This is a genomic window from Parasphingorhabdus sp., from assembly GCF_039982395.1.
Lineage (GTDB): Bacteria > Pseudomonadota > Alphaproteobacteria > Sphingomonadales > Sphingomonadaceae > Parasphingorhabdus.
Genome location: NZ_JBDWYO010000003.1, coordinates 346,850 through 371,768, shown reverse-complemented (window position 1 = coordinate 371,768; position 24,919 = coordinate 346,850). Strand labels below are relative to the sequence as shown.

The following is a 24,919-nucleotide window of genomic DNA, read 5'->3' as shown; positions in this document are numbered from 1 at the left end:
GTGTTTTTCTGGAAGTTTGCGAAAGCCTAGCATGATAATCTGTCGTGGCGCACTGACAAATTGCTGGGTTTGGGGCTGCAGGTGCAGGACTAAAGCCATGCTATTGCCCCTGATAAAGCTTCAAGCTTGCCGCACGAAATTGCTGGCACTATATATTGGGCTATGACCATTATCCCAAATAGCCTCGATCTGATCGGCAACACCCCGCTCGTTCGCCTTACTGGCCCTAGCGAAGAAGCGGGCTGCGACATTTATGGCAAGTGCGAATTTGCCAACCCCGGAGCATCCGTGAAAGACCGTGCGGCGCTGTTCATCATTCAAGATGCTGAAGAACGCGGGTTGCTCAAACCCGGGGGCAGGGTTGTCGAAGGGACGGCGGGCAATACCGGAATCGGTATCGCGCTGGTCGCCAATGCCAAAGGCTATAAATCGACCATCGTCATGCCGGAAACCCAGAGCCGAGAGAAAATGGATACGCTGCGCGCATTGGGGGCGGAGTTGATAACGGTTCCGGCTGCGCCTTATTCCAATCCGGGGCATTTCGTGCACACATCCCGTCGCATCGCAGAAGAGACAGAAGGCGCAGTCTGGGCCAACCAGTTTGACAATGTCGCCAACCGTCGCGCCCATATCGAAACGACCGCCGAGGAAATCTGGACACAGATGGACGGCAAGGTTGATGGCTTTGCTTGCGCAGTGGGCACCGGTGGTACCTTGGCCGGTGTCGGCATGGGATTGAAGGCAAAAGACGAAGCAGTGGCCATCGCATTGGCCGATCCCCATGGTGCGGCGCTCTATGAATTTTACAAGAATGGTGAATTGAAGTCCGAAGGCAATAGTGTCGCAGAGGGCATCGGCCAGGGACGGATTACCGGCAATCTGGAAGATGCGCCGATCGACAAGCAATATCGCATTTCCGATGAGGAAGCGCTGGTTTGGGTCGAACGGCTGCTGATGGAAGAGGGGCTTTGTCTGGGCTTGTCATCCGGTGTCAATGTTGCCGGCGCGATTGCGCTGGGCAAAGAGTTGGGGCCGGGGAGCCGGGTTGCGACCATTCTTTGCGACACCGGTTTTCGCTATCTCTCGTCGCTATACAATGCCGCTTGGTTGAGAGAGAAGGGGTTGCCGGTTTTCCCGTGGCTGGACAATGATGGATAAACAAGAGCAAGATCGTATTCGACTGGACACGATGCAACGCATCCAGGTGGGCGTGGTTGGCCTAGCCGCGGTGCTCTTGCTGGTCAGCGTCGCCAATTTCGTTATTCAACGGGCCAGCGATGAGCAGACGGTGATCGAGGAAATGCAGGCTGATGCGGGAGTGGCCCCTCCGCCGATTGTCAGCAAGCCCGAAGAGGCACTCGCCGAACCATTGGCCGAATTGGGAATCACCCCGGCACCGGAAGCAGACACTGAACAAGCCGAGGTTCTGGACCCTTCCGCGAATATTCCGGGACAGACCGTCCCCGATCTTAAGCCGGATCCCAATCTGGATGCGCCTATGGATCAGGAAAGAAGATAGTTGCCGGGCTTTTGGCAGACGGTCTCGTCGGCCATGCTGGCGCTGTTCTTTTTGACGCAATGCAGCGCTGTTGAATCCCCGCCGGAACAGGAGCGACCCAAGCCCCATATTCAACTTATGACAAGTCTGCCGCTTGTCTGGGGCGATGATGCATCGATGGAATCAATATTGTCAGGCGGTTCTGAGCCGGCGCCAATCTACCAATATTGGCAGGAACAATATGACATAACGGCAGTCGACAGTCTTGAAAATCTTGTCCCGGACGATCCGGATATTGTCATTCTAGCCCAGCCGCGCGCTATGGATCCGGCCGACTTGACCGATCTGGACAGTTGGGTCCGTTCAGGAGGTGATGCTATCATCCTCACTGACCCAATATTGGTCTGGCCGTCCGAACTGCCATTGGGCGATCCGCGGCGGCCTCTGGCCATTGGTTTCCTATCGCCTTTGCTCGATCATTGGGGATTGGAACTTGTTCGCGTGGAGGAAAATAGCGCTGATATCGCAAACCTCCGTTTTGGAGGCTATTCTTTTGCCACACGCGGTGTGGGTAGGCTTGAAAACCTCAAATCAAGGCGTGCAACTGACATTGCCTGTGAAACAAGCACCGCCAATTTTCTTGTTCAATGTTCGATCGGTAAGGGACAAGCTTCCATCGTTGCGGACGCAGATTTTCTAAATTCAACATTTTGGACTGAGAAAGCAAAGAATTCTCCGAAGAGCAGCGGCGCGGCCCAATTTGTCGATGGGCTGGTGCAGGATCATATCGAGCGCGCAAGTGGCGGCAAATGAGTTATTTTGCGCCTTTCCAAAGACTAAGCCCCGATGCCTCGACGGAGCAATGCAATGGCCTAAAAATAATATCTATATTTATCAATGGTTTAAATATTCTCACCCATAAATTCCCGTAAAATCCCCTTTCATCCCAAGCCATCCCCTGATAACCCCAGTTTGTTATCGGGGTATTCTTCCTGTCCGGGATTCTATTTCCGGAAGGGCGTTGAAATGCGCGCTTCTGGAGCGGGGAGAATATTGTCTCCGGTCCGAGTGAGGGATTTCCATTGTGCCAATTGCTTATGCATATTCAGGCTCTGCAATATCGGCGATAGATGACAAGGGTCGTTTATCGGTTCCCGCCTTCCTGCGCAAAAACCTGGTCGAGAGCAGCGATGGCAGAATGCTCTGCCTGGGCACCCATGAAAAATGGGATTGTCTGGTTGGTTTCGGCCTCAGCCGCAAATCTGACATGCTCACCGAAATCGACAAACAATGGGAAGCGGCTATCGCGCGTGGCGATGCGTTTGACAAAGATGCCGCCGGCGCCCGAAAATTTTCTTCTCTGCAAGACCTCAGCTTCGATGCCAGCGGCCGCTTCATCCTGCCGACCCAGTTGAGGGAAATCGGGCAGCTCGATAGCCATGTTCTCTTTCACGGAATCGGGACGACGTTTTGTCTTTGGAATCCGCAAATCTTGCTCGACACGACAGATGATGTTCCGGTCGACCGCCGTCTGGTGGAGCATCACCTGAAAGAGGCTGATCAAAAAAGCGGAGGGAAGCAGAAATGACCCCTGCTGCAGCCGCGCGGCATGTTCCTGTTCTGATGGATGAAGTGATTGACGCGTTGGCCATCGCCCCGGGCGAGACACATGTTGATGGGACATATGGTGCTGGTGGATATAGCACCGCGATGCTGGGTGCCGGAGCGATTGTCCATGCTTTCGATCAGGACCCGGATGCCATTGCTGCTGGTCAGTCCATGGTTGACGGCGCCGAAGGAAAGCTGGTTCTTCACCACGCTCTTTATTCGGAAATGGCAGAGGTGCTAGTCGAAGAAGATATTGACGGCGTGACACTGGATATCGGTGTATCGTCGATGCAGTTGGATCAGGCTGAGCGCGGTTTCTCTTTTCAAAAGGATGGCCCGCTGGACATGCGCATGGCCCGCGATGGCGAGAGTGCTGCTGATTTCCTCAATGAGGCCGCTGAAGAAACGATCGCAGATGTGATCTACCGCTATGGTGAGGAGCGTCGGTCGCGGCGCATTGCCAAGGCGATTGTTGCAGCGCGACCTTTGACCCGGACATCGGAGCTCGCGCAAGTGGTTAGAAAAGCGTTGGGATTTCGCGCAGGTGACAAGAAGGATCCTGCAACCCGAACATTCCAGGCGATCCGCATCCATATCAATCGCGAACTGGGCGAACTGGAAGACGGTTTGGTGGCAGCGGAAAAACTTTTGCAGCCAGGCGGCCGTTTAGCGGTTGTGACATTCCATAGCCTGGAAGATCGCATCGTCAAAAATTTTCTGCGGGACCGCAGCGGACAAAAGTCCGCCGGATCCCGCCATCTACCCCAGGTTAACGAGATACGGCCGGCACCCACCTTTCATAAACCAGCCAAAGCGGTGCGTCCGGCCGGGGCGGAGCAGGCCCTTAATCCCCGAGCCCGCTCCGCCACCCTCAGATCAGCGGTGCGCACAGATGCGCCGCTCAACAAAGGTGGCGAGCAATGAAGCTGGCTGTCAAACGTCTCGAAGGTATGGGATGGCTTGCTCTGGTTTTTCTAGTGGCGATTCTGCTTTATCCGCTCTCGCTCAGCGTCGCCACGTTGCGGAGCGACCTTACGCGAACCGACAGCAAGATTGTCGAGGTCAAAAAAGAAATCCGTTATCTGGAAACAGAATTTAGCGCTCGCGCCAATTTGCGTCAGCTTGAAGACTGGAACAAGCTCGAGTTTGGCTATTCGTCCCCCCGTGCCGCGCAATATCTTGACGGCGAAAGAGCGCTGGCCAATCTTGGCGGTAAGAATTTGCGGAAACCTGTGCAGGTTGCTGTGATTAGCTCCATGGATGGCATTAAACCGGCCGGTATTATCGGTTCCGTTTTCGGCACGGCCAAGGCGCAAGATCGGAATGCAGATGGCAGCGCTATTGGCAGCAAGAGCAAGTCTACGGACACGGCAAAAGATGCTGATCCAGCTGCAGGAGCGGAAGAGACTGAGACTCGGACGGCACGGTTGGCGCAAATGGAAGACAAGCTGTTGGATGACGGGCTTGTCCGCGATTTAAGCCGGAAAGCCAGTGAAGAAAAAGCCGAAAGTGCAGCCGAATGACTGCGCTTCTCGCCAATAGCAAGAAGGTGCAGTTTTCCGGAAAAGCCAAAGAAATAACCGCCAGCGCCCATTTTCGACTGATGATATTGTTGCTGGTATTTTTAGCGGCCTTCACCATCATTGTTGGGCGATTGCTCAGCCTCACAATTTTAGAAGATGCGGCGCCCTATAGAGTGTCAACGAGTACCTTTGTTCCGCCACGTGGCGATCTTGTTGATCGCAACGGTGTTGTCATGGCGCGAACGATGCGCGGCTACGCCATTCGCGTCGTGCCTGCCAGATTGCTAGGTGACACGGACGTTCTGTCGCGTCAGCTTGCTTCGATTTTCCCTGACACGACTGCAGAAGAATTTTCGGAAAAGCTTAGCGGGTCGCGGCCAACCTATTTGCGTCGCCGGGCGCTACCGGAGCAGGTGAAGCAAGTACACGCGCTGGGCGAAATTGGAATCGAATTTCCTCGCGAGGATGAACGACTCTATCCCCAACGCGAGCTGGCAGCCCATGTTCTTGGCTATGTCGACGCGGACGGCAAGGGTGTTATGGGCATGGAGCGCGCACTCAATGAGCGCCTTGCCGACGAGAATCTCCGAGCGACCAGCACAATGCTGTCGATCGATAGCCGGGTACAGGCGGCGCTGGAAAGCGAACTTCAGGATGCGATGATTTCGACCCAGGCACGGGGTGGCGCGGGTATTATACTGGATGTCCAGACCGGGGAAGTCATGGCACTTGCCTCTTTGCCGATGTTCGATCCGAACAAAATCCGTAAAGCCTCGATGAAGCATCAGAATAACGAAGTAACCCAAAGCGTTTTCGAATTGGGGTCGACGTTCAAGCCGTTCGCGGTTGCTGCGGCTCTTGATGCCGGGACGGTTACTGATCTAGCGGTCCGCTATAATGCGATGGAACCGATCAAGGTCGGTGGCTTCACGATCAAGGATGATCATAGCCAAGGGCGTTATTTGAACGTTCCCGAAACGCTGGTTCACAGTTCGAATATCGTCACTGCCCGGATTGCCGACAATCTGGGCAAAGAACGCATGGAAAACATGTTCCGCCGTCTTGGGTTTGACGAACGTCCTCATATCGAACTGGTTGAAAAGGGGCATCCCATCTGGCCGCGAAACTGGGGTCGTGTCACCAACATGACCGTGGCTTACGGCCATGGTATCGCTGTGACACCGCTTCATCTCGCCAGCGCTTATGCCGCGATGGTCAATGGCGGAATTTGGCGTCCGGCTACGTTGCTGAAGGTGCCTGCCGGCGAGGAAGCTGAAGGTCGCCGCGTCTTCAAGGCGGCTACCAGCGCGCGGATGCGTCAGTTGCTGAGAATGATCGTTTCGGACGGAACTGGCCGCAAGGCCGATGCGCCGGGTTACCGAATTGGCGGGAAAACAGGGTCAGCTGAAAAGCCATCGCAAGGCGGTTACAACAAAACGTCGCTGGTCTCCACTTTTGCTGCGGCTTTCCCGATGGACAATCCCCGCTATGTGGTCATCGCGATGCTGGATGAACCAAAAGGAACGGCGGCAACATCATTCCAACGGACCGCCGGTTGGACAGCAGCGCCGATCGTCCGGAAAGTTGTTCCGCGTGTCGGCCCGATGCTGGGGGTGATCCCGGACGAACATCGTGATGTTGATGTGTCCGAATTGACGCCGCTGCTGTGGAAACCAAAATCCCGACCCAAAGAGCAAAGCCATGCGACTGAATAATTTGGTTCCGGCACTGAACGGGGATGCTGGCGAGCAGACGGTGACCGGTTTTGCTATCGATCACCGCAAGATTGCGCAGGGTAATATTTTTGGCGCTTTTCGAGGCGCAAATTTCAATGGCGAAGATTTTATTGAAGCGGCCATTTCCGCTGGGGCCGTCGCTATTGTCGCACATCCAGATGCGGAGGTAGACGGCGCGGTTCATATTGTGGATCAGGAACCAAGACGCCTGTTTGCGCAGATGGCAGCTCAATATTTTACACCGTCTCCGGCCCATGTTGCTGCGGTCACCGGAACCAACGGCAAGACATCGATTGCAGAATTAACGCGCCAGCTATGGCGGATGGATGGTCACAATAGCGCGTCGATCGGCACGCTGGGCGTCACGACTGCCGATGAGCAGGTGAAGACCGGACTGACGACGCCCGATATCGTCACTTTTCTATCCAATATGTCAGGCTTGGCGCGTGAAGGCGTTGGCCACACGATTTTTGAAGCTTCGAGCCATGGCCTATCGCAATATCGCACAGAAGGCCTGCCAGTGCAGGTAGCCACCTTCACTAACCTAAGCCGGGATCATCTCGATTATCATGGCGATATGGACAATTATTTCGAAGCGAAGATGCGTTTGTTTGACGAGGTTGTTGAAAGCAGCGGAACGGCGGTAATCTGGGCCGATGATGAGCCATGGTCGGGAAAAGCGATCAAGCGGGCTGAAAATCGAGGGCTTGAACTGTTCACGGTCGGAGAGAATGGCTCCACGCTGCAACTGGTTTCGCAAACGCCAACCCATTTGGGTCAAGTTTTAATGGTGAAGGCGCAGGGCAATACCCATCGCATTTCGCTGCCGCTCATCGGAGCTTATCAGGCTGCCAATATCTTGTGCGCTGCGGCCATCGTGTTGGCAACCGGCGGTCAATTGGACAATATATTCGATCATATGCAACGGGTCCAACCGGTGCGCGGTCGGATGGAGCGGGCTGTCATTACGCGGGCAGGAGCGCCAGTCTATGTCGACTATGCGCATACACCCGATGCGTTGCGCGCGGCAATCGAGGCCTTGCGGCCCCATGTGAATGGTAAGTTGATTACAATTTTTGGTGCCGGCGGCGACCGTGACAAAGGCAAGCGCCCGGAAATGGGCAAAATTGCGGTCGAGAATTCTGATCATGTGATCGTGACAGATGATAATCCACGCAGTGAAGACCCCGCCGCAATCCGTGCCGAAATCATGGCTGGTGCGATTGGCGCAGAAAATGTTGCCGATCGTCGTGCCGCTATAACCAAAGCTATAGAGATGGCGGGGGCGCAGGATATTGTGCTGCTCGCCGGCAAGGGACACGAGCAAGGCCAGATTGTCGGCGATAGGGTCATCCCCTTCGATGATGTTGAAGTGGCAAGAGAATGCGCAGGAGCGCAGACATTATGACCGCATTATGGACATCTACCGCGATAGAAGCGGCTACGTCAGGCAAGGCGAGTGTCGACTTTGAAGCAAATGGCGTCGCTTTTGACTCACGTGAAATTGGTTCTGGTGATCTATTCATTGCGCTCAAAGGTGAAAATAGTGACGGGCATCTGCATGTCGATCAGGCTTTTTCTTCCGGGGCTGCGGCAGCGATCGTCAGTCAACCGGTTGATGGTCCGTATATATTGGTGTCCGATACAGTGCAGGCTCTCGATGCATTGGCAAAGGCCTCGCGGGCCCGCACTGGTGCAAAAATTATCGGTGTGACGGGATCTGTTGGTAAGACGGGAACGAAAGAAGCGCTATATTCGGCATTGGATCGCTGCTCTTTTGGCAAAACGCACCGGTCGGTCAAAAGCTACAACAATCATGTCGGGGTCCCGCTCAGTCTTTCGCGAATGCCGGCGGATAGCCAATATGGTATTTTCGAGATGGGCATGAATCATGCGCATGAATTGTCGGCTCTGACACGCCTGGTGCGACCCGATGCCGCGATTGTTACCGCGATTGCACCGGCGCATATCGGTAATTTCCCCAATGGCGAAGTTGGCATTGCCGATGCCAAGGCTGAAATATTTGAACAATTGGCGCCGGACGGCACGGCGATCATCCCGCATGATAGCCCCCATTACTCGCGTCTTCGAAAAAAAGCAGAGCGCCACGCAGCACATGTGGTGTCATTTGGCTTCGATAAGGAAGCCGATGTTCGCGCTGTTGATGTCGTTGCTGCTCCGCGGGGCGGCTCGCTTGTTACGGCAAAGCTAGGTGATCACAGTCTTTGCTTCACCATTGCCGAAGCAGGACAGCATTGGGTGTCCAACTCACTGGCTATTCTTGCTGCGGTACAAGCGGTGGGCGGTGACCTGGCATCAGCCGGGCTAGCTCTTGCCGAAATGAGCGGCATTGATGGCCGCGGTCGCCGCCATGTCATATCCTTGAAATCCGGTGGAAAGGCGGCTGTCATCGATGAAAGCTACAATGCCAATCCGGCGTCGATGAAGGCGACATTACAACATTTTACCAACGAAGCCTGCACAGGGAAAAAGCTGCTTATTCTGGGCGCCATGGGCGAGCTGGGCGAGCAATCGGCGGATTATCACGCAGCGCTTGCCGACGACATTCTAGTGAGTGGAGCCAGTGCCGTGATTTTGGTCGGCGACGATATGGCACATACTGCCGCGAAACTTGAACAGGGCCTTGATCAGGGCGTGAAAATGTCACATGCCGCCAGCGCTTCGGAAGCGCTGACCGAGGTCGCAAAATTGCTCAGCGACGAAGACATCCTTTTAATCAAGGGGTCAAATTATCTGGGACTTTCCTCCGCGGTTTCCGCGCTGGTTAGCGGGGAGTATTGATGTTTTATTTGCTAGCCCAATGGCTTGAGTTTGAAGGCGTTTTCAATGTCTTTCGGTATCTGAGTTTTCGTTCAGGCGCTGCCATTTCGACATCTCTGTTTATCGGTCTTTTGATTGGACCGAAATTCATCAACATGCTGCGGATGCGGCAGGGCAAAGGGCAACCGATCCGTGAAGATGGTCCGATCACCCATCTCAAAAAAGCGGGTACGCCAACCATGGGGGGATTGATGATCCTCATTTCAGTGGTGACATCGCTATTGCTTTGGATGGATCTCAGCAATGTGTTCGTCTGGGCTTGTATCTTTGTGACGCTCGGTTTTGGTGCCATTGGCTTTCTGGATGACTATGACAAGGTTCGAAAAGCAAGCCACAAAGGCGTTCCCGGGCGGGTTCGGCTGTTGCTGGAATTTATCGTCGCCGGTTTTGCGACCTGGCTGATTGTCGAGCAGATTGGCACCAGTCTCTATGTGCCGTTCTTCAACGACGTCCAGATTGACCTCGGCTATTTCTATATTCCTTTTGCCATGTTCGTCATTGTTGGCGCGGGCAATGCGGTGAATCTAACCGACGGGCTCGACGGTTTGGCGACTATGCCGGTGGTGATTGCCAGCGCGACTTTTCTTATTCTTGTCTATCTTTCCGGCAATGCGGTTTTCTCTGAATATCTGGGTATCCCATTTGTTCGCGGAGCCGGTGAGCTGGCGATTTTCTGCGCCTGTGTGATCGGTGCCTGTTTGGCCTTCCTTTGGTTCAATGCGCCACCGGCTGCTGTCTTCATGGGCGATACCGGTAGTCTGGCACTCGGCGGCGCGCTGGGAGCGATTGCTGTATCTATTCATCATGAAATCGTGCTCGCTCTGGTGGGCGGCTTGTTCGTTCTCGAAGCGGTGTCGGTTATTGTTCAGGTGTTTTTCTTTAAACGCACCGGTCGCCGTGTGTTTCGTATGGCCCCGATTCATCACCATTTCGAACAGCTTGGCTGGTCTGAATCCACCATTGTAATTCGCTTCTGGATTATCAGCCTAGTGCTCGCACTCGCTGGATTGGCGACGTTGAAACTGAGATGATTGTCTCCTCCGCCTTTTCCGGAAAACGCTATGCCATCCTCGGACTGGCCCGTTCCGGGATGGCGGTGCTGGAGAGCCTTCACGCAAGCGGCGCAGAATTGCTCGCCTGGGACAATCGGGAGGAGTTGCGGGAAAGCGTCGCTGATAAGGCCCGCATTGCAGATCCTCTGGAATCGGATTTGACCGGTTTTGAGGCTATTGTTGTCTCGCCAGGTGTCCCGCTTAACAGTCACCCAATCGCGCAAAAGGCTGCCGCGAGCGGAGTGCCGATCATCGGCGACATTGAACTATTTGCACAAGCCCGATCTGCGTTGCCACCGCACCGTGTTGTCGGCATCACCGGCACCAATGGCAAGTCGACGACCACCGCTCTCGTCCATCATATTCTGGAACGTTCTGGCTTGCCTGCGGTTATGGGCGGGAATATCGGCCTTCCGATCCTGTCGCAGAAACCGATGGCTGAAGATGGAGTCTATGTTCTGGAATTGTCGAGCTATCAGATCGATTTGACCCGCAGTCTCGATTGCGATGTTGCTCTTCTGCTGAATATTAGTCCCGACCATCTTGATCGTTACAGCGGGTTTGACGCTTATGCGGCGTCAAAGGCACGACTGTTCGATATGTTGGGATCCAACCATCATGCAATATTCGCCAGCGCTGACGAGAAAACCCAATTGGCGCTCCACGGTTTACGAGATCTGGGCAGGGTCGAAAATATCGTCGACACCAGTTCTGTCGCAATAGCAGGACAGTCAGATTGGCCGTCACTGCAAGGGCCCCATAATCTGCAGAATGCCATTGCGGCCATCGCTACGGTCGAGGCTTTGGGCATTTCTGAGGACCAATGGCGGCCAGCGCTGGAATCGTTTCAAGGCCTCTCTCACCGTATGGAACGAATAGCGGAATCCAATGGCGTTTTGTTTGTTAACGATAGCAAGGCGACCAATCCCGCTTCGACCGGCCCAGCGCTGGGCGCCTATCCAAAAATTCACTGGATAGTTGGCGGATTGCCGAAGAGCGACGACCTGATCGAATGCGAGCCTTTCTACAAAAATGTAGTAAGCGCATATACGATCGGCGAGGCTGGTCCTTTGTTCGGGAAATTGCTGGCGGATCATATGCCGGTTATATCCTGCGAAATGATGCTGACTGCAGTTCAGCGTGCGGCTGCCAATGCCAAACCGGGTGAAGTGGTCTTGCTATCGCCGGCTTGTGCATCTTTTGATCAGTTTCGGGACTTTGAAGCGCGCGGCGATTGTTTTCGCAGCGGAGTCAATTCGGTGATTGAGAATAATCTGACCCGAACCGCCAGTGGGGAGGCGAACCTATGAGTTCATCTGAACAAAGCGCAACTATGGCAAACGAACCTAGTGCAATGGCGAGCAATGTTAAAAAGAAGCGCTTCCAACTGCAATCGCGTCTGGGACGCAGCGACCGTTCTCCCCTCGCGATATGGTTCTGGGAACTTGACCGGGTTCTGCTCGGACTGATCCTCGCCCTCATCGCGATCGGTTTGATCGCGGTTGCTGCGGCATCGCCGGTAACCGCGTTGAAGCAGAGTACGGCAGCGGTCACGATCGATCCGCTCTACTATTTCTACCGGCAGCTTGGCTGGGTCATTGTTGGTCTTCCGTTGATGCTCGTGGTGTCGATGTTGCCGCGAGAGCAAGCACGGCGATTTGCGATAATGGCCGGTATCGCCGTTTTTGTGTTGCTCTTTCTCGTCCCCATATTCGGCAAGTCGGTCAACGGCGCCCAGCGCTGGATTGGCTATGGCTTTGCGACGATTCAGCCCGGTGAGTTTCTCAAGCCCCTCTATGCCGTGACCTTGGCCTGGCTGTTGTCCCTGAGGATCAAAGACCCAAGTCTGCCGGTGATTTCATTGTCTGTCGTGTTGACCGGAATCATAGCGGTGCTGCTATTGACGCAACCCAATTTGGGTCAAACCATTATCTTCTGTGGTATCTGGTTCGCGGTGATGACGGTTTCCGGTCTATCGGCGCGCCTCATCGCGGCGGTTAGCGTCGGCGGCGTTGGTGGTCTTGTTGGAGCCTATTTTCTCTATCCAGTTGCAACGCAGCGGATCAATGCATGGTTGTTCGGCGGCGGTGAATTTGATCAGGTGATGTTTGCGCATAAGGCTCTGACCGGCGGCGGTTTGCTAGGTACGGGTCCAGGCTTAGGCACAGCCAAATTCAAATTGCCGGAAGCGCACACGGATTATATCTTCTCGGTCATCGGCGAGGAATTCGGTTTGCTGGCCTGCATGGCCATCGCATTGGTCTTCTTGGCGATCATCGTTCGCGTCTTTTTGCGTCTCCTTGATGAGGAGGATAATTTTGTCATTCTCGCGGTTACCGGATTGACCGCTCAATTCGGTGGGCAAGCCCTGATCAACATGGCGGTAAATCTTCAGCTCTTCCCATCCAAGGGCATGACTCTCCCGTTCATCAGCTACGGTGGTTCTTCAATATTGGCACTCTGCATCGGGATCGGACTTTTGCTCGCATTTACCCGCAGGAACCCGTATCTTGACCGTTCACAATATGTCTCGGCATGGCCCGAGCGAGGACAGGTAGCGGTATGAGTTTTTCGAAACATTATGTGTTGGCGGCAGGCGGCACTGGCGGGCATATGATCCCCGCTTATGCGCTGGCCAAAGAACTGGTTTTGCGTGGCCATCGGGTTGCTTTGATCACCGACGAACGCGGCGAGAAAATCCCCGGCATGGTCGATGAAGGTCAAGTGCATGTTCTACCCGCTGGCCGGATTACCAAAGACCCGCGCAGTTGGCTCAGCGGGACCCGCGCCATTCTTAAAGGCCGCAAGATGGCATTGCAGCTTTACGAGACATTCCAGCCATCGGCTGTTGTAGGATTTGGCGGCTATCCAGCCTATCCGGCGCTGCTCGCTGCGAACAGCCGGAAGATAGCTTCGGTCGTTCATGAACAAAATGCGGTGCTAGGCCGGGTCAATAGGCTCGTGGCCCGGACGGTCAACGCCATTGCCACCGCATATCCCGATGTTCTCCGTATAAAATCCAAGCATCAGGACAAGGTCCATCTTGTTGGAAACCCGGTGCGCGAGGAAGTCGTTGCGCTGCGCGAAGAGCCGTATCCGCCCTTATCCGAAGAAGGTGTGTTCCGGGTCTTGGTGACTGGCGGCAGTCAGGGTGCATCGATCTTGTCCGATGTCGTTCCGGATGCGATGGCGATGTTGCCGATGCATTTGCGCCGTCGTCTCCAAATCACACAGCAGTGCCGCGAAGGTGATATAGAAACCGTGCGGGCGAAATATGCCGAGCATGATATTCCCGCTGAACTGGCGACCTACTTGCCGGACCTACCGCAGCGTCTCGGCTGGGCACATCTGGTCATTGGTCGGGCTGGGGCTTCGACCATTGCCGAGCTGACCACCGCTGGTCGCCCGGCAATTCTCATTCCGTTGCCCAGCGCGATGGATGATCACCAGACTTATAACGTCAAAGAAATGGTAGCATCCGGTGGCGCGCGTTCGATCCCGCAATCCCGGTTTACCGCCAAAGAATTGGCCAAGCAGATGCAAAAAATGGCCTTGCAGCCTGGTGCGTTGGAAAATGCCGCACGCTTCGCGGCAAAATGCGGTCGACCGGAAGCGGTGAATGATCTCGCTGATCTGGTTGAAAGCATTGGCACTTCGCCACTCGGCAAGACGATGAAGGCGGATAAGGAAAAGCAGCAGATGATTTCGGCCCCCAAGGAAGCATTGGCAAAGGATAGCGTGCAGTGAAGGGCGTCGGTACAGATATTGGCACGATTCATTTTGTCGGCATTGGCGGGATCGGCATGTCTGGCATTGCCGAAGTCATGCACAATCTGGGCTATAAGGTGCAGGGTAGTGATATTGCCGAGGGCTATGTTGTTGAAGGCCTCCGTGCAAAAGGCATTGATGTCAAAATCGGTCATAGTGCGGAAAATGTTGAGGGCACTGCTGTTGTTGTTACTTCCACTGCGGTCCATCGCGGCAATCCGGAAGTTGAAGCGGCGTTGGCCAATCGGATACCATTGGTTCGTCGCGCGGAAATGCTCGCAGAATTGATGCGCCTCAAATCGACAATCGCCATTGCCGGCACCCATGGCAAAACCACCACGACGTCGATGGTTGCGGCAATGCTGGACGCGGGCGATATTGATCCAACCGTCATCAACGGCGGTATCATCAACCAATATGGTTCCAATGCCCGTCTTGGTACGGGCGAATGGATGGTGATCGAAGCAGACGAAAGCGACGGCAGTTTCTTGCGGCTAGATGGTACAATCGCCGTGGTCACCAATATCGATGCCGAGCATCTCGATCATTATGGTAGCTTCGACAAGATCAAAGACAGCTTTGTCGAGTTTATCGAGAATGTGCCTTTCTATGGTGCTGCGATTCTATGTGTGGACCATCCCGAAGTACAGGCGGTGCTGACGCGCATCCGTGACCGGCGGATCATCACTTATGGCTTCTCTGCTCAAGCAGATGTCAAAGGGATTAATGTGACCCCGATACCAGGAGGCAACCGTTTTGATGTTGTGGTCCGTGATCGCGATGGTGAAACCCGAACGATCGAGAATATCACCTTGCCGATGCCGGGGCGCCACAATGTCCAAAATGCCATTGCCGCCGTCGCAGTCGGTCTCGAAATGGGCATGAGCGACGCACAAATCGCCAAAGGTTTTGATGATTTCGGCGGTGTGAAGCGGCGCTTCACAAAGGTCGGAGAAGTCGATGGTGTGGCAATCATCGACGATTATGGCCATCATCCGGTCGAAATTCAGGCGGTGCTGTCAGCGGCCCGTGAAGGGGCAGAAGGCCGAGTGATTGCTGTGGTCCAACCTCATCGCTTCACCCGCTTGCGAGATCATATGGAAGATTTCCAAGGTGCGTTTAACGATGCTGACATGGTCTTTGTCACGCCTGTTTTTGTGGCCGGCGAGGACCCGATTGACGGCGTTGACAGTGACGCTCTGGTCACAGGATTGAAAACGCGCGGGCATCGTCTGGCGGAAACCGTTGCGGACGAGAAAGACTTGGCCGAACGACTGGCAGAAGAAATCCGGCCGCAAGACATGATCATTTGTCTCGGGGCAGGTGATATTACCAAATGGGCCGCGGGCCTCGCGGACGGCATTGCGGAGGCGCGCAAGTGAGCGCTGCCGCCGCCATGACTTTGCCGGCCACACGCGGCAAGCTGACCGAGAATGCGCCTTTGGCTCCGCTTGTCTGGTTCAAGAGCGGCGGATCTGCGCAGTGGCTGTTTGAGCCCAAAGATATTGACGATTTGCAGAAATTCCTGCGCGACCTTGATCCCGCGACACCCGTCTGGCCGCTGGGCCTAGGGTCGAACCTGATTATCCGTGATGGCGGCATCAGGGGTGTGGTCATCAGATTGGGTAAGCCTTTTGCGGCTATCGAGGCAGACGGATTGATGATGCGCTGTGGTGCCGGTGCTCCCGGTATTTCTGCTGCCAGCAAGGCGCGTGATCATGGGATCGCAGGGATGGAGTTTCTCCGCGGTATTCCCGGAACCGTTGGCGGTGCCGTCCGTATGAACGCCGGTGCATATGGTCGTGAAGTCTGTGACATATTGGAAAGCGCGGACGTGATCTTACGCAATGGTGATCGGGTGACGATCGCACTCGCCGACATGGGCTTTACCTATCGTCATTCGGCCCTGCCTGAAGGGGCGATCGTCGTAAGTGCCACATTTGTTGGGCAAAGTGGCGATCCGAAAATCATTGGCGCGGAAATGAAGCGCATCGCCGAAGAGCGCGAAGCCTCACAGCCGTTGCGCACCAAAACAGGCGGCTCCACCTATAAAAACCCCGAAGGGCAAAAAGCCTGGCAGCTGGTCGACGCAGCCGGATGCCGTGGCCTGCAAATCGGACAGGCACAAGTGTCGGAAAAACACTGCAATTTCTTGATCAATCTCGGTGGCGCGACATCGGCCGATATCGAAGCGCTGGGTGATGAAGTTCGCAAGCGGGTCAAGACGCATTCGGGTGTTGAACTGCAGTGGGAAATTCAGCGCGTAGGGGATGTGGCATGACTGATAAACTGCATATCGCTGTCCTGATGGGCGGTTGGTCTGCCGAGCGTGATGTCTCGCTGAGCAGCGGCAATGGCGTTGCCGACGCGCTTGAGAAAAATGGTCATAAGGTGACCCGCGTCGACATGGATCGTAATATTGCGATGGTGCTCGATGGTATCAAACCCGATGTGGTGTTCAATGCCTTGCATGGTGTACCGGGTGAAGATGGCAGCGTGCAAGGCATGCTCGATCTGATGCAGATTCCTTACACACATAGCGGTCTTGCCACTTCGGTGATCGCGATCGACAAGGAACTGACCAAGCAGCAGCTTGTGCCCGCAGGCATCCCGATGCCGGAAGGCACGATTGTTTCCACGGCTAGTTTGTACGAAGCGGACCCCTTGCCCCGTCCCTATGTCCTAAAGCCTGTTAATGAGGGCTCTTCTGTCGGCGTGGCAATTGTTACCGAAGGCGGCAACTATGGCAATCCGATAGGCCGCGATGTTTCTGGCCCCTGGCAGGAGTTTGATGAACTGCTGGCTGAACCCTTCATCCGGGGACGCGAGCTGACAACGGCGGTCATTGATGGAAAAGCAATGTGCGTGACCGAGTTGAAAACCGCACAGGGTTTTTATGATTATGACGCAAAATATACCGAAGGACTGACGGAGCATGTCTGTCCTGCGGATATTCCGACGGATATCGAAAAACTGTGTCTCGACTACGCCGTGCGCGCGCACCAGGTCTTGGGTTGCAAGGGTGCGTCGCGAACCGATTTCCGGTGGGATGACGAACAGGGTGCTGCAGGCCTGTTCGTACTTGAGACCAATACCCAACCGGGCATGACTCCCCTCAGCCTCGTTCCGGAACAAGCCAAACATGTAGGGATCAGCTACGAACAACTGGTCGAATTGATCGTGAGAGAAGCGCTATGACAGCTACCCAAAAACGCACCAACCGCAAAGCCAAAGGCAAGCCACGCAAGCAGGCGAAGCGCAAAGTCAAGCAAGTCTCTATCTTCGACAAAATGCTGCGCGCTATGCCGGTGACCGAAGCCCAGGTTCAGAAAGGCCTGACTTGGGGACTGGTAGGGGTGTTCTTGCTCGGTGCTTATAGCGTCGCCCACTATTCCGGTATCAATGAGCGCATCAAAAGCGAGGTCGCCTCGGCGGTTGGCGATGCCGGTTTCGAGGTGAAGCGCGTCGAGGTCAGCGGCGTCAATCGTATCGACGAGCTCAAAGTCTATGAAATCACATTGGCCCAGAAAGACCGTTCCATGTTGCTGGTCGACATTGACGAGGTGCGAGATGATCTGCTTGCCAATGGCTGGATCAAGGACGCGCGGATTTCCCGCCGGTTGCCCGATACGCTGGTGGTCGATATTATTGAACGCGAGCCGGTTGCGGTTTGGCAGCATAAAGGCAAATTGTCGCTGATCGACAAGACCGGCTATCCATTGGAAGAAATCGCCAAGGAAGAAATTCCTGATCTGCCTGTTGTTGTGGGTAAAAAGGCCAATCTTCAGTTTACGGAACTGGATGCTCTTCTCGATGTTGCACCGGCGTTGCGCCCGATGGTGACCGGAGCCACTTGGATCGGAAACCGGCGTTGGGATATTGAATTTGACAGCGGCGAAACGCTGGCCCTTCCGGAAGGCGAAGAGACGGCGTCAGCAGCTTTGTTGAATTTTGCCCGCATGGATGGCGTTAATCGGTTGCTCGGTCGGGGCGTTGTTCATTTTGACTTGCGCGATGCTGAGCGGGCCTATCTGCGGATGCCGCCAAAACCGGTTCCCGTTGATCCGGATAGTTGATGGTCAGAGTGATTGGTTGCATGATGACGAAATTGACCGAGTTTAAGGACTAGACACATGGCAGTACGGGTAGAAAAAATCTTCACATCCCTGGATATTGGTTCGTCAAAAATATCGGCGATGATCGCCGGGCGAATGGACAATGGCGAACTGACCGTTCTTGGAACCGGTCAGCGGGCCAGCAAAGGCGTGAAGCGGGGCTATATTGCCGATACCGAAACAACCGAACTGGATGTCAGGGACGCGGTCGAGCAAGCAGAGCGCATTGCCGGGACCAATATTGACGATGTTTGGGTAAGCTTTTCGGCGGGTGGTTTGCAAAGTATGCTGACATCGGTTGAAACTGAATTGGGCGGTCACCGGATTGAGCAAGAGGATATTGATCTGTTGCTGGATTCTGGGCGCGCCAGCATTGATCCCAAAGGCAAGATGGTGCTGCATGCGCAGCCAGCTCTCTATACGCTAGATGGCTTGAACGGAGTGAAGAAACCGAAAGGCCTTCATGCCGATCGCCTCGGTGTGGATATTCATGTGATACTCGCCGAAGCTTCGCCGGTCCGCAATATTGATATGAGCGTGCGCGGCGCACATTTGAACGTTAGATCCATTGTTGCCTCCCCGATCGCAGCCGGCACTGCCTGCCTGTCTAAAGAAGAGCGTGAACTTGGCGTTGCTTTGGTTGAAATGGGCGCCGAAGTCACAAATGTTTCGTTGTTCGCTGGCGGTATGCTGGTTGGCTTGACCACGCTCCCATATGGCGCCGCTGACATTACAGACGATATTGCTTCGGCCTTTGGTTTGCGGCGTGCGCAGGCAGAGCGGATCAAATGTTTTTATGGCTCGGCCACGACTAGCCCTCGGGACAATCACGATGCCATCAATCTTGATCTTGAAAAAACCACCGAAACCGCGGACGAAGACGGGCGGATTACCCGCGCGCAGCTGATCGCTGTTATCCGGCAACGGCTGGATCATTTGATCGGTGAAATCGGCCGAGCACTTAAAGAATTGGGATTTACTGGTCCGGTTGGTCGCCAAGTCGTGCTGACGGGTGGCGGAGCCGAATTAAAGGGCATCGCGGATTATGCTCAGTCTGCATTGGGACGGACGGTTCGCATCGGCCGCCCCACAGGGCTTAACGCTCTCCCTGAAGCGCATAGCGGCCCTGCTTTTACCGGTCTTGCCGGCCTAGCGCTTTATGCTGCGCAAGAGCCCGTTGATCTGCGTTTCATGTCTGGAAGCCACCAAAACGTCCAGAAATATGGCGGATCAGCTGTGATGGGGCGGCTGATGTCGGCGATCCGAGGAAACTTTTAAACAAATTGACAAAAAAATTAACTTTTCGGGTGATTCCGGCGCGAAATTTGTGCAAAGCGTTAACTAATTACGACAGCATTACAAAAAGTCTCGGGAGACAGTGAGATGAGTATCAATATTGGCCCACCAGAAGTCGAAGAACTGAAGCCGAAAATCGCAGTAATTGGTGTCGGTGGTGCCGGTGGAAACGCCATTGCCAACATGATCGCGGCTCAGGTCGAGGGCGTGGATTTCATCGTTAGCAATACCGATGCACAATCGCTTAACAGCTCTGCGGCGGAACGGCGTATCCAGCTCGGGCCGGATATTACCCAGGGACTGGGCGCTGGTTCACGGCCTGAAGTTGGCCGAGCAGCTGCGGAAGAAACAATCGATCTGGTCGAAGCGGCGCTTGAAGGCACCCACATGTGCTTTATCGCGGCTGGCATGGGTGGCGGTACCGGTACCGGCGCTGCTCCTGTAATCGCAAAAGCGGCGCGTGACCGCGGTATTTTGACCGTTGGTGTCGTGACCAAGCCATTTACGTTCGAAGGCACGCGTCGGATGAAGGCAGCCGAAGCAGGGATCGAAGAACTGCAGAAGAATGTCGATACTCTGATCGTCATTCCAAACCAGAATCTGTTCCTGGTCGCCAACCCGAACACGACGTTTAAAGAAGCTTTCTTGCTCGCTGACGAAGTCTTGCAGCAAGGTGTTCGCGGTATCACCGACCTCATGGTCATGCCAGGTCTGATCAATCTCGATTTCGCTGACGTACGCAGCGTGATGCACGAAATGGGTCAGGCGATGATGGGCACTGGCGAAGCAGAAGGCGACGGACGTGCGCTTGAAGCCGCTGAAAAGGCCATCGCCAATCCGCTGCTCGACGGTGTATCGATGCAAGGCGCCAAGGGTGTTATCGTTTCGATAACCGGCGGCGAAGACATGCGTTTGATGGAAGTCGACGAAGCAGCCAATCATATTCGCGAACTGGTCGATCCAGACGCAAATATTATCTGGGGCAGCGCGTTTAACCCGAATTTGGACGGACGGATCCGCGTATCTGTTGTTGCCACTGGCATCGATAGTGAAGGCAGCAGATCTTCAACCGCGCCAACGGCATCTTTCGCCATGAGCAGCCCTGTGAGAGAAGAGGAAGCAGCTCCTGCAACGCCTAGTTTCGCATCATCCATTGCCAGTGATGAAGATGAAGACGTGGCTGAAGCGGAAACCGAAGCAGAAGCAGAAGCAGAAGCAGAAGCAGAAGCAACTGATGAACCAGAAATTGAAGCAGAAGTATCCGCTTCACCGACTCCTGTCGCCACTTATGGTGATGATGACGAAGTAGAAGTCGAAGCGGCCGGAACACCATCGTTCGCATCCCTTACGCCCGATATGGCAGCGGCCAAGCCGGAAGCGGAAGATGACGAGCTTGTGCTTGGCGATGATTCGATACAGCCGGCCGATGAAGACGCTTCTTCTGCGGGCAGCGATGCCGCGCCGGCCCCGCGCGTTGCGACCGGTGGTGGTACATTGTTCGAGCGGATGTCCAATCTGACTCGGAGCGGTTCCAAGAGCGATGAAGAAGATGATGGTGGTGAGGATGATCAATCCCGCGACCCTCTCGATATTCCGCGTTTCTTGAACCGGCAGAACAATCAGTAAGTTCGGAAGAAATTTAAGCGGATCGATATGCTGATGGGGCGGCGCGAGGGAGTTTGTCTTTCGCGTGCCACCATTGGCCTTGCTGAATTGCGGGAACGTTTGATTTCGAGTGCAATCCTTCCTTTATGTATTTTGTGAAACATAAATTTAAAATCATTCTGGCCATATCGGCCGCGCTTGTCGGTACGAGCGTGCCGCACGCGACTGCTATCGCCAAATCGAGTGCTCAATCCAATTCGGCAGACCTGCAGGATGCACTGCGGCGGATTGCCCGCAATTCTAATGATTCATCTGCTCTTGCAGATGCAGGTCTGGCAGCCCTTGAACTGGGCGATACACGCGCCGCAATCGGCTTTCTTGCCAAAGCAGATCAGATATATGCCTCTAGTGGCAGGGTGAAAGCCGGCCTGGGCCGAGCATTGCTGTTCGAAGAAAACCCATTCGGTGCGATCCGCTATTTTGATCAAGCGATCGCCAATGGTATTCCTCCAAAAGACATAGCGGCTGATCGCGGCTTGGCTTATGATCTTGTCGGGCGGAACATCGAGGCTCAAAAAGACTATGAATTGGCGATGCGTTACGGTCGTGATGATCAACTGATTGCGCGCTATGCAATATCATTGGGCATTAGCGGTAATGTCGATGCCGCGGATGCGCAGCTCAATCCGCTGCTTCAGAAAAGCGACCGTGATGCATGGCGCAATCGCGCGTTTATATTCGCCATGAATGGCAAGAAAAAAGAAGCCAATAACATAGCGAAAAAGACCATGGAACGACGGATGGCAAAGGCTATTAAACCGTTCTTGGATGGGATGCCCAGGTTGACTGCAGCTCAGAAGGCCGCAGCGGTTCATCTTGGGCATTTTCCGGCCAGCGAAAATATTGGTGTTGACGTGGCTGCGGTACAACTTGCTTCCAATATGGCTGTTCGGGGTGGCACCGGAGCGGATGCAGGTTTGATCCCCGTTGGAGAAGCTTTGGGTGCGAAAGCAGACCGTCCACGGGTGCTCGCAATGCCCGATAAATCGCCTCGCCGGCGTCCCGGTCTAATCGATCGAAGGTTTCCCGACCGCAAAGCAACTCGGCGTGTGAAAAAGAAAGAAGTTGTTGTCTTGTCTCGAACCGAATTGCCAGCGCCGGATGGCACAGGCACAGGCTCTGGCGGTACGGCCGATGCTGTTCGTGCTTTTTTGAAATCAACACCGCCTCCAAAGCCAGAACCGGTAAGGACCCAAAATAAGGTCGAACCGACCCGAGTGACATCAAGAAAACCGGAACCGCCCAAACTGGCAAAGGCACAACCACTTCCGGTTGAAACTGCGAAAACCAAAACAGATATTACCAAGCCGCCTTTTAGCAATGCTGGTGAAGTCAGTAAGAAGCAACCGCCTGTGTTGGTGTCTCAAACGATCGAGCGGAAGGTCGAAATCGCCGGGCGTAAACCCGGTACCAGGAAATCGCCTCCGGTAGCGGTGAAAAGTCCACCAGTGGTAAAGGCGAAGGCTGAAACGCCCGTCAATCTCATCAACTTTGATCTCGCAAATTCACGCTCCGACACGAAAATAGCTGCGGTAAGCCCAGCCTCAAGGCCGCTTTCAGACATTATCAAAGGCATCAATATCCCGGACAAAGAAACCAGCAGCAAAGTGGTGCCTGTTGATCTGGACAAAATTGAGCCCGCAAAAGCAAAGCCCAAGATCGCGCCCAAACCGGAAAAGAAAGAACCGGTAAAACCGAAAGAACCAGAGCATCCCAAACGCTATTGGGTGCAGATCGCGACGGGATCCAATCTAAGCGCGCTCAAATATGACTATCGTCGGATGTCTAGAAAGCAACCGGATCTGTTCAAGGGTAACACGGGCTGGACTTCGCCCTGGGGCAAAACACGACGGCTGGTGGTTGGGCCGTTTGACGATTTCAAAGCCGCCAAGGCTTTTGAGGCTGGTTTCCGCAAAGGCGGCGGAGATGGCTTTGCTTGGGTCAGTGCCAAAGGTGTCGAGGTTAACGGGCTGCCCAAATGATTCAGTTGAAAAGCTATGCCAGTGATCCTGGCAAGAGCCGGGGGCGGCTGCACAATGAAAAACGTGAAGTGACCCGCGGCCCGCGCGATGATTTTCAACGTGATCGCGACCGGATCATCCACAGCATTTCCTTCCGCCGCTTGCGCCACAAAACGCAGGTGTTTGTCGCACCCGATGGCGACCATTATCGTGTCCGGTTGACGCACAGTCTAGAAGTCGCGCAAATTGGTAGAACAATGGCGCGCGCGCTGGGCTTGAACGAAGATCTGACAGAGGCGCTCTGTCTAGCCCATGACATCGGCCATCCGCCCTTTGGCCACGCCGGGGAGGATGCGTTACAAGAAGCATTGGCAGGTTTTGGTGGTTTCGATCACAATGCCCAAACGATCCGGACATTGAGCAAGCTTGAAACGCCTTATCCGCGACTGGATGGCCTTAACCTGACGTGGGAAATGCTGGAGGGGCTCGCCAAGCATAATGGTCCGGTCGATAGTCCCACCTGGGCGCTGGAGGAGGCCAATGCTGCAATGGACCTTGATTTGCATAATTGGCCCTCGCTTGAAGCACAGATCGCTGCGATTGCCGATGATATCGCCTATGATAATCATGATATAGATGATGGACTACGCGCCGGCCTGCTGACGCTCGATCAGTTGCTTGAATTGCCCTTCATTGCGGACCGATGGCAAGTGCTTAGTGACCGTTTCAGCGACGTGACGCAAAGCCGCTTGTTGCCAGAGCTTATCCGCGATCAAATCGGCCTGATGGTCAATGACGTGTTGGAAACCACTCAGGACCGCATCGATCAACTGGGGATAAAGACATCAGAAGATGTAAGGCTAGCAGGTCAGATGATTGGCGGTTTTTCAAACGCGATGGCGGAGCAAGAACGGATGCTAAAAGGCTTCATGTACGAAAATCTCTATCATCATCCCAAGCAAATGGCAGCGGCCGAAGAAGGCAAGAGGATGGTGGCTGATCTGGTGAAGGTCTATCGCGAGCAGCCCGAGCTTATGCCGGAAAGCTGGGCTTCGGTCTTGCCGGAAAAAGAGCCGGGGCGGATCAGACATATTGCTGATTTCCTCGCTGGAATGACGGATCGCTACGCCAGAAACAGACACCAGGAAATTTTTGGAGAAGATCATGGCCGGTAAAATCCTGATTGTCGGGGCAACTGGTTTAATCGGCGGTTTGCTAACTCGAGCATTGGTAGAGCAAGGAGCGGACACAAAACTCCATCTTTTGCTCCGTCGGCCGTATCGAGAGGATGTTGGTAAGGCAAAAATCCATGTCCAACTTCAAGAAAACTGGCCTGCGACCATCGCCAAAATCAAGCCCAATATCGTAATTTCTTGCCTCGGCTCGACGATGAAAAAGGCGGGGTCAAAAGAGGAGTTCGCGGCTGTTGATCGCGACCTAGTCGGTGCAGTGGTTGCTGCTGCCAAAACGGCCGGAGCGAAACAATGTATCGCTGTTTCGTCCACTATGGCGGACAGTGGTGCGTCGAGCTTCTATCTCAAAACCAAGGGTGAGGCCGAAGACCAGATGCGCGCCCAGCAGTTCGATAGGCTGGACATCATCCGGCCGGGCCTGTTGCGCGGCGAACGCGCCAATGACCATCGACTGGGCGAAAGCCTTGCCATCACATTCAGCCCTATTCTGGATCTTTTGCTGCAAGGGAAGTTTCGCCGGTACCGATCGATCCTCGCGAGCGATGTGGCGGCTGCAATTTTGACGCTTATGGACGAAACCGCATCGGGCGAATTTGTGCATGAAAATGATGCAGTCTGGGAAATGGTTTGAATGGGATTGCGTTAACTTCGTAGACCGTCAAT

General features: G+C 54.5%; 22 protein-coding genes. All 22 read left to right on the top strand.

Going from position 1 to position 24,919, the window contains the following annotated elements:
• Positions 1 to 162: 162 nt before the first annotated feature.
• Positions 163 to 1,158 (top strand): cysteine synthase A, encoded by a 996-nt coding sequence (locus ABJV08_RS08405; RefSeq protein ID WP_348040915.1) that lies wholly within the window; start codon positions 163 to 165, stop codon positions 1,156 to 1,158.
• Positions 1,148 to 1,519 (top strand): hypothetical protein, encoded by a 372-nt coding sequence (locus tag ABJV08_RS08400; RefSeq protein ID WP_348040913.1) that lies wholly within the window; start codon positions 1,148 to 1,150, stop codon positions 1,517 to 1,519. The genes ABJV08_RS08405 and ABJV08_RS08400 overlap by 11 nt, the downstream gene beginning before the upstream one ends.
• A gap of 117 nt (positions 1,520 to 1,636) precedes the next feature.
• Entirely contained in the window at positions 1,637 to 2,311 is a 675-nt protein-coding gene (locus ABJV08_RS08395) for a DUF4350 domain-containing protein (protein WP_348040911.1), read from the top strand.
• A 271-nt stretch (positions 2,312 to 2,582) separates the two neighbouring features.
• Complete coding sequence (locus ABJV08_RS08390; RefSeq protein ID WP_348040909.1) at positions 2,583 to 3,086, top strand: division/cell wall cluster transcriptional repressor MraZ; 504 nt, start codon at positions 2,583 to 2,585, stop codon at positions 3,084 to 3,086.
• The gene (gene rsmH, locus ABJV08_RS08385) at positions 3,083 to 4,030 is read left to right on the top strand and encodes a 16S rRNA (cytosine(1402)-N(4))-methyltransferase RsmH (protein ID WP_348040907.1); all 948 of its coding nucleotides are present in this window, start codon (positions 3,083 to 3,085) and stop codon (positions 4,028 to 4,030) included. Before ABJV08_RS08390 ends, rsmH begins: the two co-directional genes overlap by 4 nt.
• On the top strand, positions 4,027 to 4,629 hold the full coding sequence (locus ABJV08_RS08380; RefSeq protein WP_348040905.1) for a hypothetical protein: 603 nt from the start codon (positions 4,027 to 4,029) through the stop codon (positions 4,627 to 4,629). The genes rsmH and ABJV08_RS08380 overlap by 4 nt, the downstream gene beginning before the upstream one ends.
• On the top strand, positions 4,626 to 6,344 hold the full coding sequence (locus ABJV08_RS08375) for a penicillin-binding protein 2 (protein ID WP_348040903.1): 1,719 nt from the start codon (positions 4,626 to 4,628) through the stop codon (positions 6,342 to 6,344). The genes ABJV08_RS08380 and ABJV08_RS08375 overlap by 4 nt, the downstream gene beginning before the upstream one ends.
• Entirely contained in the window at positions 6,331 to 7,773 is a 1,443-nt protein-coding gene (locus tag ABJV08_RS08370) for a UDP-N-acetylmuramoyl-L-alanyl-D-glutamate--2,6-diaminopimelate ligase (RefSeq protein ID WP_348040901.1), read from the top strand. The genes ABJV08_RS08375 and ABJV08_RS08370 overlap by 14 nt, the downstream gene beginning before the upstream one ends.
• The gene (murF, locus tag ABJV08_RS08365) at positions 7,770 to 9,167 is read left to right on the top strand and encodes a UDP-N-acetylmuramoyl-tripeptide--D-alanyl-D-alanine ligase (RefSeq protein ID WP_348040899.1); all 1,398 of its coding nucleotides are present in this window, start codon (positions 7,770 to 7,772) and stop codon (positions 9,165 to 9,167) included. The genes ABJV08_RS08370 and murF overlap by 4 nt, the downstream gene beginning before the upstream one ends.
• Complete coding sequence (mraY, locus tag ABJV08_RS08360) at positions 9,167 to 10,237, top strand: phospho-N-acetylmuramoyl-pentapeptide-transferase (RefSeq protein WP_348040897.1); 1,071 nt, start codon at positions 9,167 to 9,169, stop codon at positions 10,235 to 10,237. The genes murF and mraY overlap by 1 nt, the downstream gene beginning before the upstream one ends.
• On the top strand, positions 10,234 to 11,568 hold the full coding sequence (murD, locus tag ABJV08_RS08355; RefSeq protein ID WP_348040896.1) for a UDP-N-acetylmuramoyl-L-alanine--D-glutamate ligase: 1,335 nt from the start codon (positions 10,234 to 10,236) through the stop codon (positions 11,566 to 11,568). Before mraY ends, murD begins: the two co-directional genes overlap by 4 nt.
• A gap of 44 nt (positions 11,569 to 11,612) precedes the next feature.
• The gene (locus ABJV08_RS08350) at positions 11,613 to 12,824 is read left to right on the top strand and encodes a putative peptidoglycan glycosyltransferase FtsW (RefSeq protein WP_348041275.1); all 1,212 of its coding nucleotides are present in this window, start codon (positions 11,613 to 11,615) and stop codon (positions 12,822 to 12,824) included.
• Positions 12,821 to 14,005, top strand: coding sequence for an undecaprenyldiphospho-muramoylpentapeptide beta-N-acetylglucosaminyltransferase (gene murG / locus ABJV08_RS08345; protein ID WP_348040894.1), 1,185 nt, complete (start codon positions 12,821 to 12,823; stop codon positions 14,003 to 14,005). Before ABJV08_RS08350 ends, murG begins: the two co-directional genes overlap by 4 nt.
• Complete coding sequence (gene murC / locus ABJV08_RS08340; RefSeq protein WP_348040892.1) at positions 14,002 to 15,408, top strand: UDP-N-acetylmuramate--L-alanine ligase; 1,407 nt, start codon at positions 14,002 to 14,004, stop codon at positions 15,406 to 15,408. The genes murG and murC overlap by 4 nt, the downstream gene beginning before the upstream one ends.
• Before the next feature lie 14 nt (positions 15,409 to 15,422).
• Positions 15,423 to 16,307, top strand: a complete 885-nt coding sequence (gene murB, locus ABJV08_RS08335; RefSeq protein ID WP_348041273.1) for a UDP-N-acetylmuramate dehydrogenase — start codon at positions 15,423 to 15,425, stop codon at positions 16,305 to 16,307.
• Positions 16,304 to 17,224 carry a D-alanine--D-alanine ligase gene (locus ABJV08_RS08330; protein ID WP_348040890.1) on the top strand — a complete coding sequence of 307 codons (921 nt, stop codon included), beginning with the start codon at positions 16,304 to 16,306 and terminating at the stop codon, positions 17,222 to 17,224. The genes murB and ABJV08_RS08330 overlap by 4 nt, the downstream gene beginning before the upstream one ends.
• Positions 17,221 to 18,102, top strand: coding sequence for a cell division protein FtsQ/DivIB (locus ABJV08_RS08325; RefSeq protein WP_348040888.1), 882 nt, complete (start codon positions 17,221 to 17,223; stop codon positions 18,100 to 18,102). The genes ABJV08_RS08330 and ABJV08_RS08325 overlap by 4 nt, the downstream gene beginning before the upstream one ends.
• A gap of 57 nt (positions 18,103 to 18,159) precedes the next feature.
• On the top strand, positions 18,160 to 19,419 hold the full coding sequence (ftsA, locus tag ABJV08_RS08320) for a cell division protein FtsA (protein WP_348040886.1): 1,260 nt from the start codon (positions 18,160 to 18,162) through the stop codon (positions 19,417 to 19,419).
• 105 nt (positions 19,420 to 19,524) lie between these two features.
• A complete protein-coding gene (gene ftsZ / locus ABJV08_RS08315; RefSeq protein ID WP_348116254.1) occupies positions 19,525 to 21,063 on the top strand; it encodes a cell division protein FtsZ in 1,539 nt (512 codons plus the stop codon).
• 134 nt (positions 21,064 to 21,197) lie between these two features.
• Positions 21,198 to 23,084, top strand: a complete 1,887-nt coding sequence (locus ABJV08_RS08310; protein WP_348040882.1) for an SPOR domain-containing protein — start codon at positions 21,198 to 21,200, stop codon at positions 23,082 to 23,084.
• Positions 23,081 to 24,238, top strand: a complete 1,158-nt coding sequence (locus ABJV08_RS08305; RefSeq protein WP_348040880.1) for a deoxyguanosinetriphosphate triphosphohydrolase — start codon at positions 23,081 to 23,083, stop codon at positions 24,236 to 24,238. Before ABJV08_RS08310 ends, ABJV08_RS08305 begins: the two co-directional genes overlap by 4 nt.
• Positions 24,228 to 24,887, top strand: coding sequence for an NAD(P)H-binding protein (locus ABJV08_RS08300; protein ID WP_348040878.1), 660 nt, complete (start codon positions 24,228 to 24,230; stop codon positions 24,885 to 24,887). Before ABJV08_RS08305 ends, ABJV08_RS08300 begins: the two co-directional genes overlap by 11 nt.
• Positions 24,888 to 24,919: the final 32 nt, after the last annotated feature.

What these genes read in the sequence shown, in the direction of transcription:
- ABJV08_RS08405 (WP_348040915.1), top strand. Translation starts at nt 163, where the DNA reads ATGACCATTATCCCAAATAGCCTCGATCTGATCGGCAACACCCCGCTC.
- ABJV08_RS08400 (WP_348040913.1), top strand. Translation starts at nt 1,148, where the DNA reads ATGATGGATAAACAAGAGCAAGATCGTATTCGACTGGACACGATGCAA.
- ABJV08_RS08395 (WP_348040911.1), top strand. Translation starts at nt 1,637, where the DNA reads ATGACAAGTCTGCCGCTTGTCTGGGGCGATGATGCATCGATGGAATCA.
- rsmH (WP_348040907.1), top strand. Translation starts at nt 3,083, where the DNA reads ATGACCCCTGCTGCAGCCGCGCGGCATGTTCCTGTTCTGATGGATGAA.
- ABJV08_RS08380 (WP_348040905.1), top strand. Translation starts at nt 4,027, where the DNA reads ATGAAGCTGGCTGTCAAACGTCTCGAAGGTATGGGATGGCTTGCTCTG.
- ABJV08_RS08375 (WP_348040903.1), top strand. Translation starts at nt 4,626, where the DNA reads ATGACTGCGCTTCTCGCCAATAGCAAGAAGGTGCAGTTTTCCGGAAAA.
- ABJV08_RS08370 (WP_348040901.1), top strand. Translation starts at nt 6,331, where the DNA reads ATGCGACTGAATAATTTGGTTCCGGCACTGAACGGGGATGCTGGCGAG.
- murF (WP_348040899.1), top strand. Translation starts at nt 7,770, where the DNA reads ATGACCGCATTATGGACATCTACCGCGATAGAAGCGGCTACGTCAGGC.
- mraY (WP_348040897.1), top strand. Translation starts at nt 9,167, where the DNA reads ATGTTTTATTTGCTAGCCCAATGGCTTGAGTTTGAAGGCGTTTTCAAT.
- murD (WP_348040896.1), top strand. Translation starts at nt 10,234, where the DNA reads ATGATTGTCTCCTCCGCCTTTTCCGGAAAACGCTATGCCATCCTCGGA.
- ABJV08_RS08350 (WP_348041275.1), top strand. Translation starts at nt 11,613, where the DNA reads ATGGCGAGCAATGTTAAAAAGAAGCGCTTCCAACTGCAATCGCGTCTG.
- murG (WP_348040894.1), top strand. Translation starts at nt 12,821, where the DNA reads ATGAGTTTTTCGAAACATTATGTGTTGGCGGCAGGCGGCACTGGCGGG.
- murB (WP_348041273.1), top strand. Translation starts at nt 15,423, where the DNA reads ATGACTTTGCCGGCCACACGCGGCAAGCTGACCGAGAATGCGCCTTTG.
- ABJV08_RS08330 (WP_348040890.1), top strand. Translation starts at nt 16,304, where the DNA reads ATGACTGATAAACTGCATATCGCTGTCCTGATGGGCGGTTGGTCTGCC.
- ABJV08_RS08325 (WP_348040888.1), top strand. Translation starts at nt 17,221, where the DNA reads ATGACAGCTACCCAAAAACGCACCAACCGCAAAGCCAAAGGCAAGCCA.
- ftsA (WP_348040886.1), top strand. Translation starts at nt 18,160, where the DNA reads ATGGCAGTACGGGTAGAAAAAATCTTCACATCCCTGGATATTGGTTCG.
- ftsZ (WP_348116254.1), top strand. Translation starts at nt 19,525, where the DNA reads ATGAGTATCAATATTGGCCCACCAGAAGTCGAAGAACTGAAGCCGAAA.
- ABJV08_RS08305 (WP_348040880.1), top strand. Translation starts at nt 23,081, where the DNA reads ATGATTCAGTTGAAAAGCTATGCCAGTGATCCTGGCAAGAGCCGGGGG.
- ABJV08_RS08300 (WP_348040878.1), top strand. Translation starts at nt 24,228, where the DNA reads ATGGCCGGTAAAATCCTGATTGTCGGGGCAACTGGTTTAATCGGCGGT.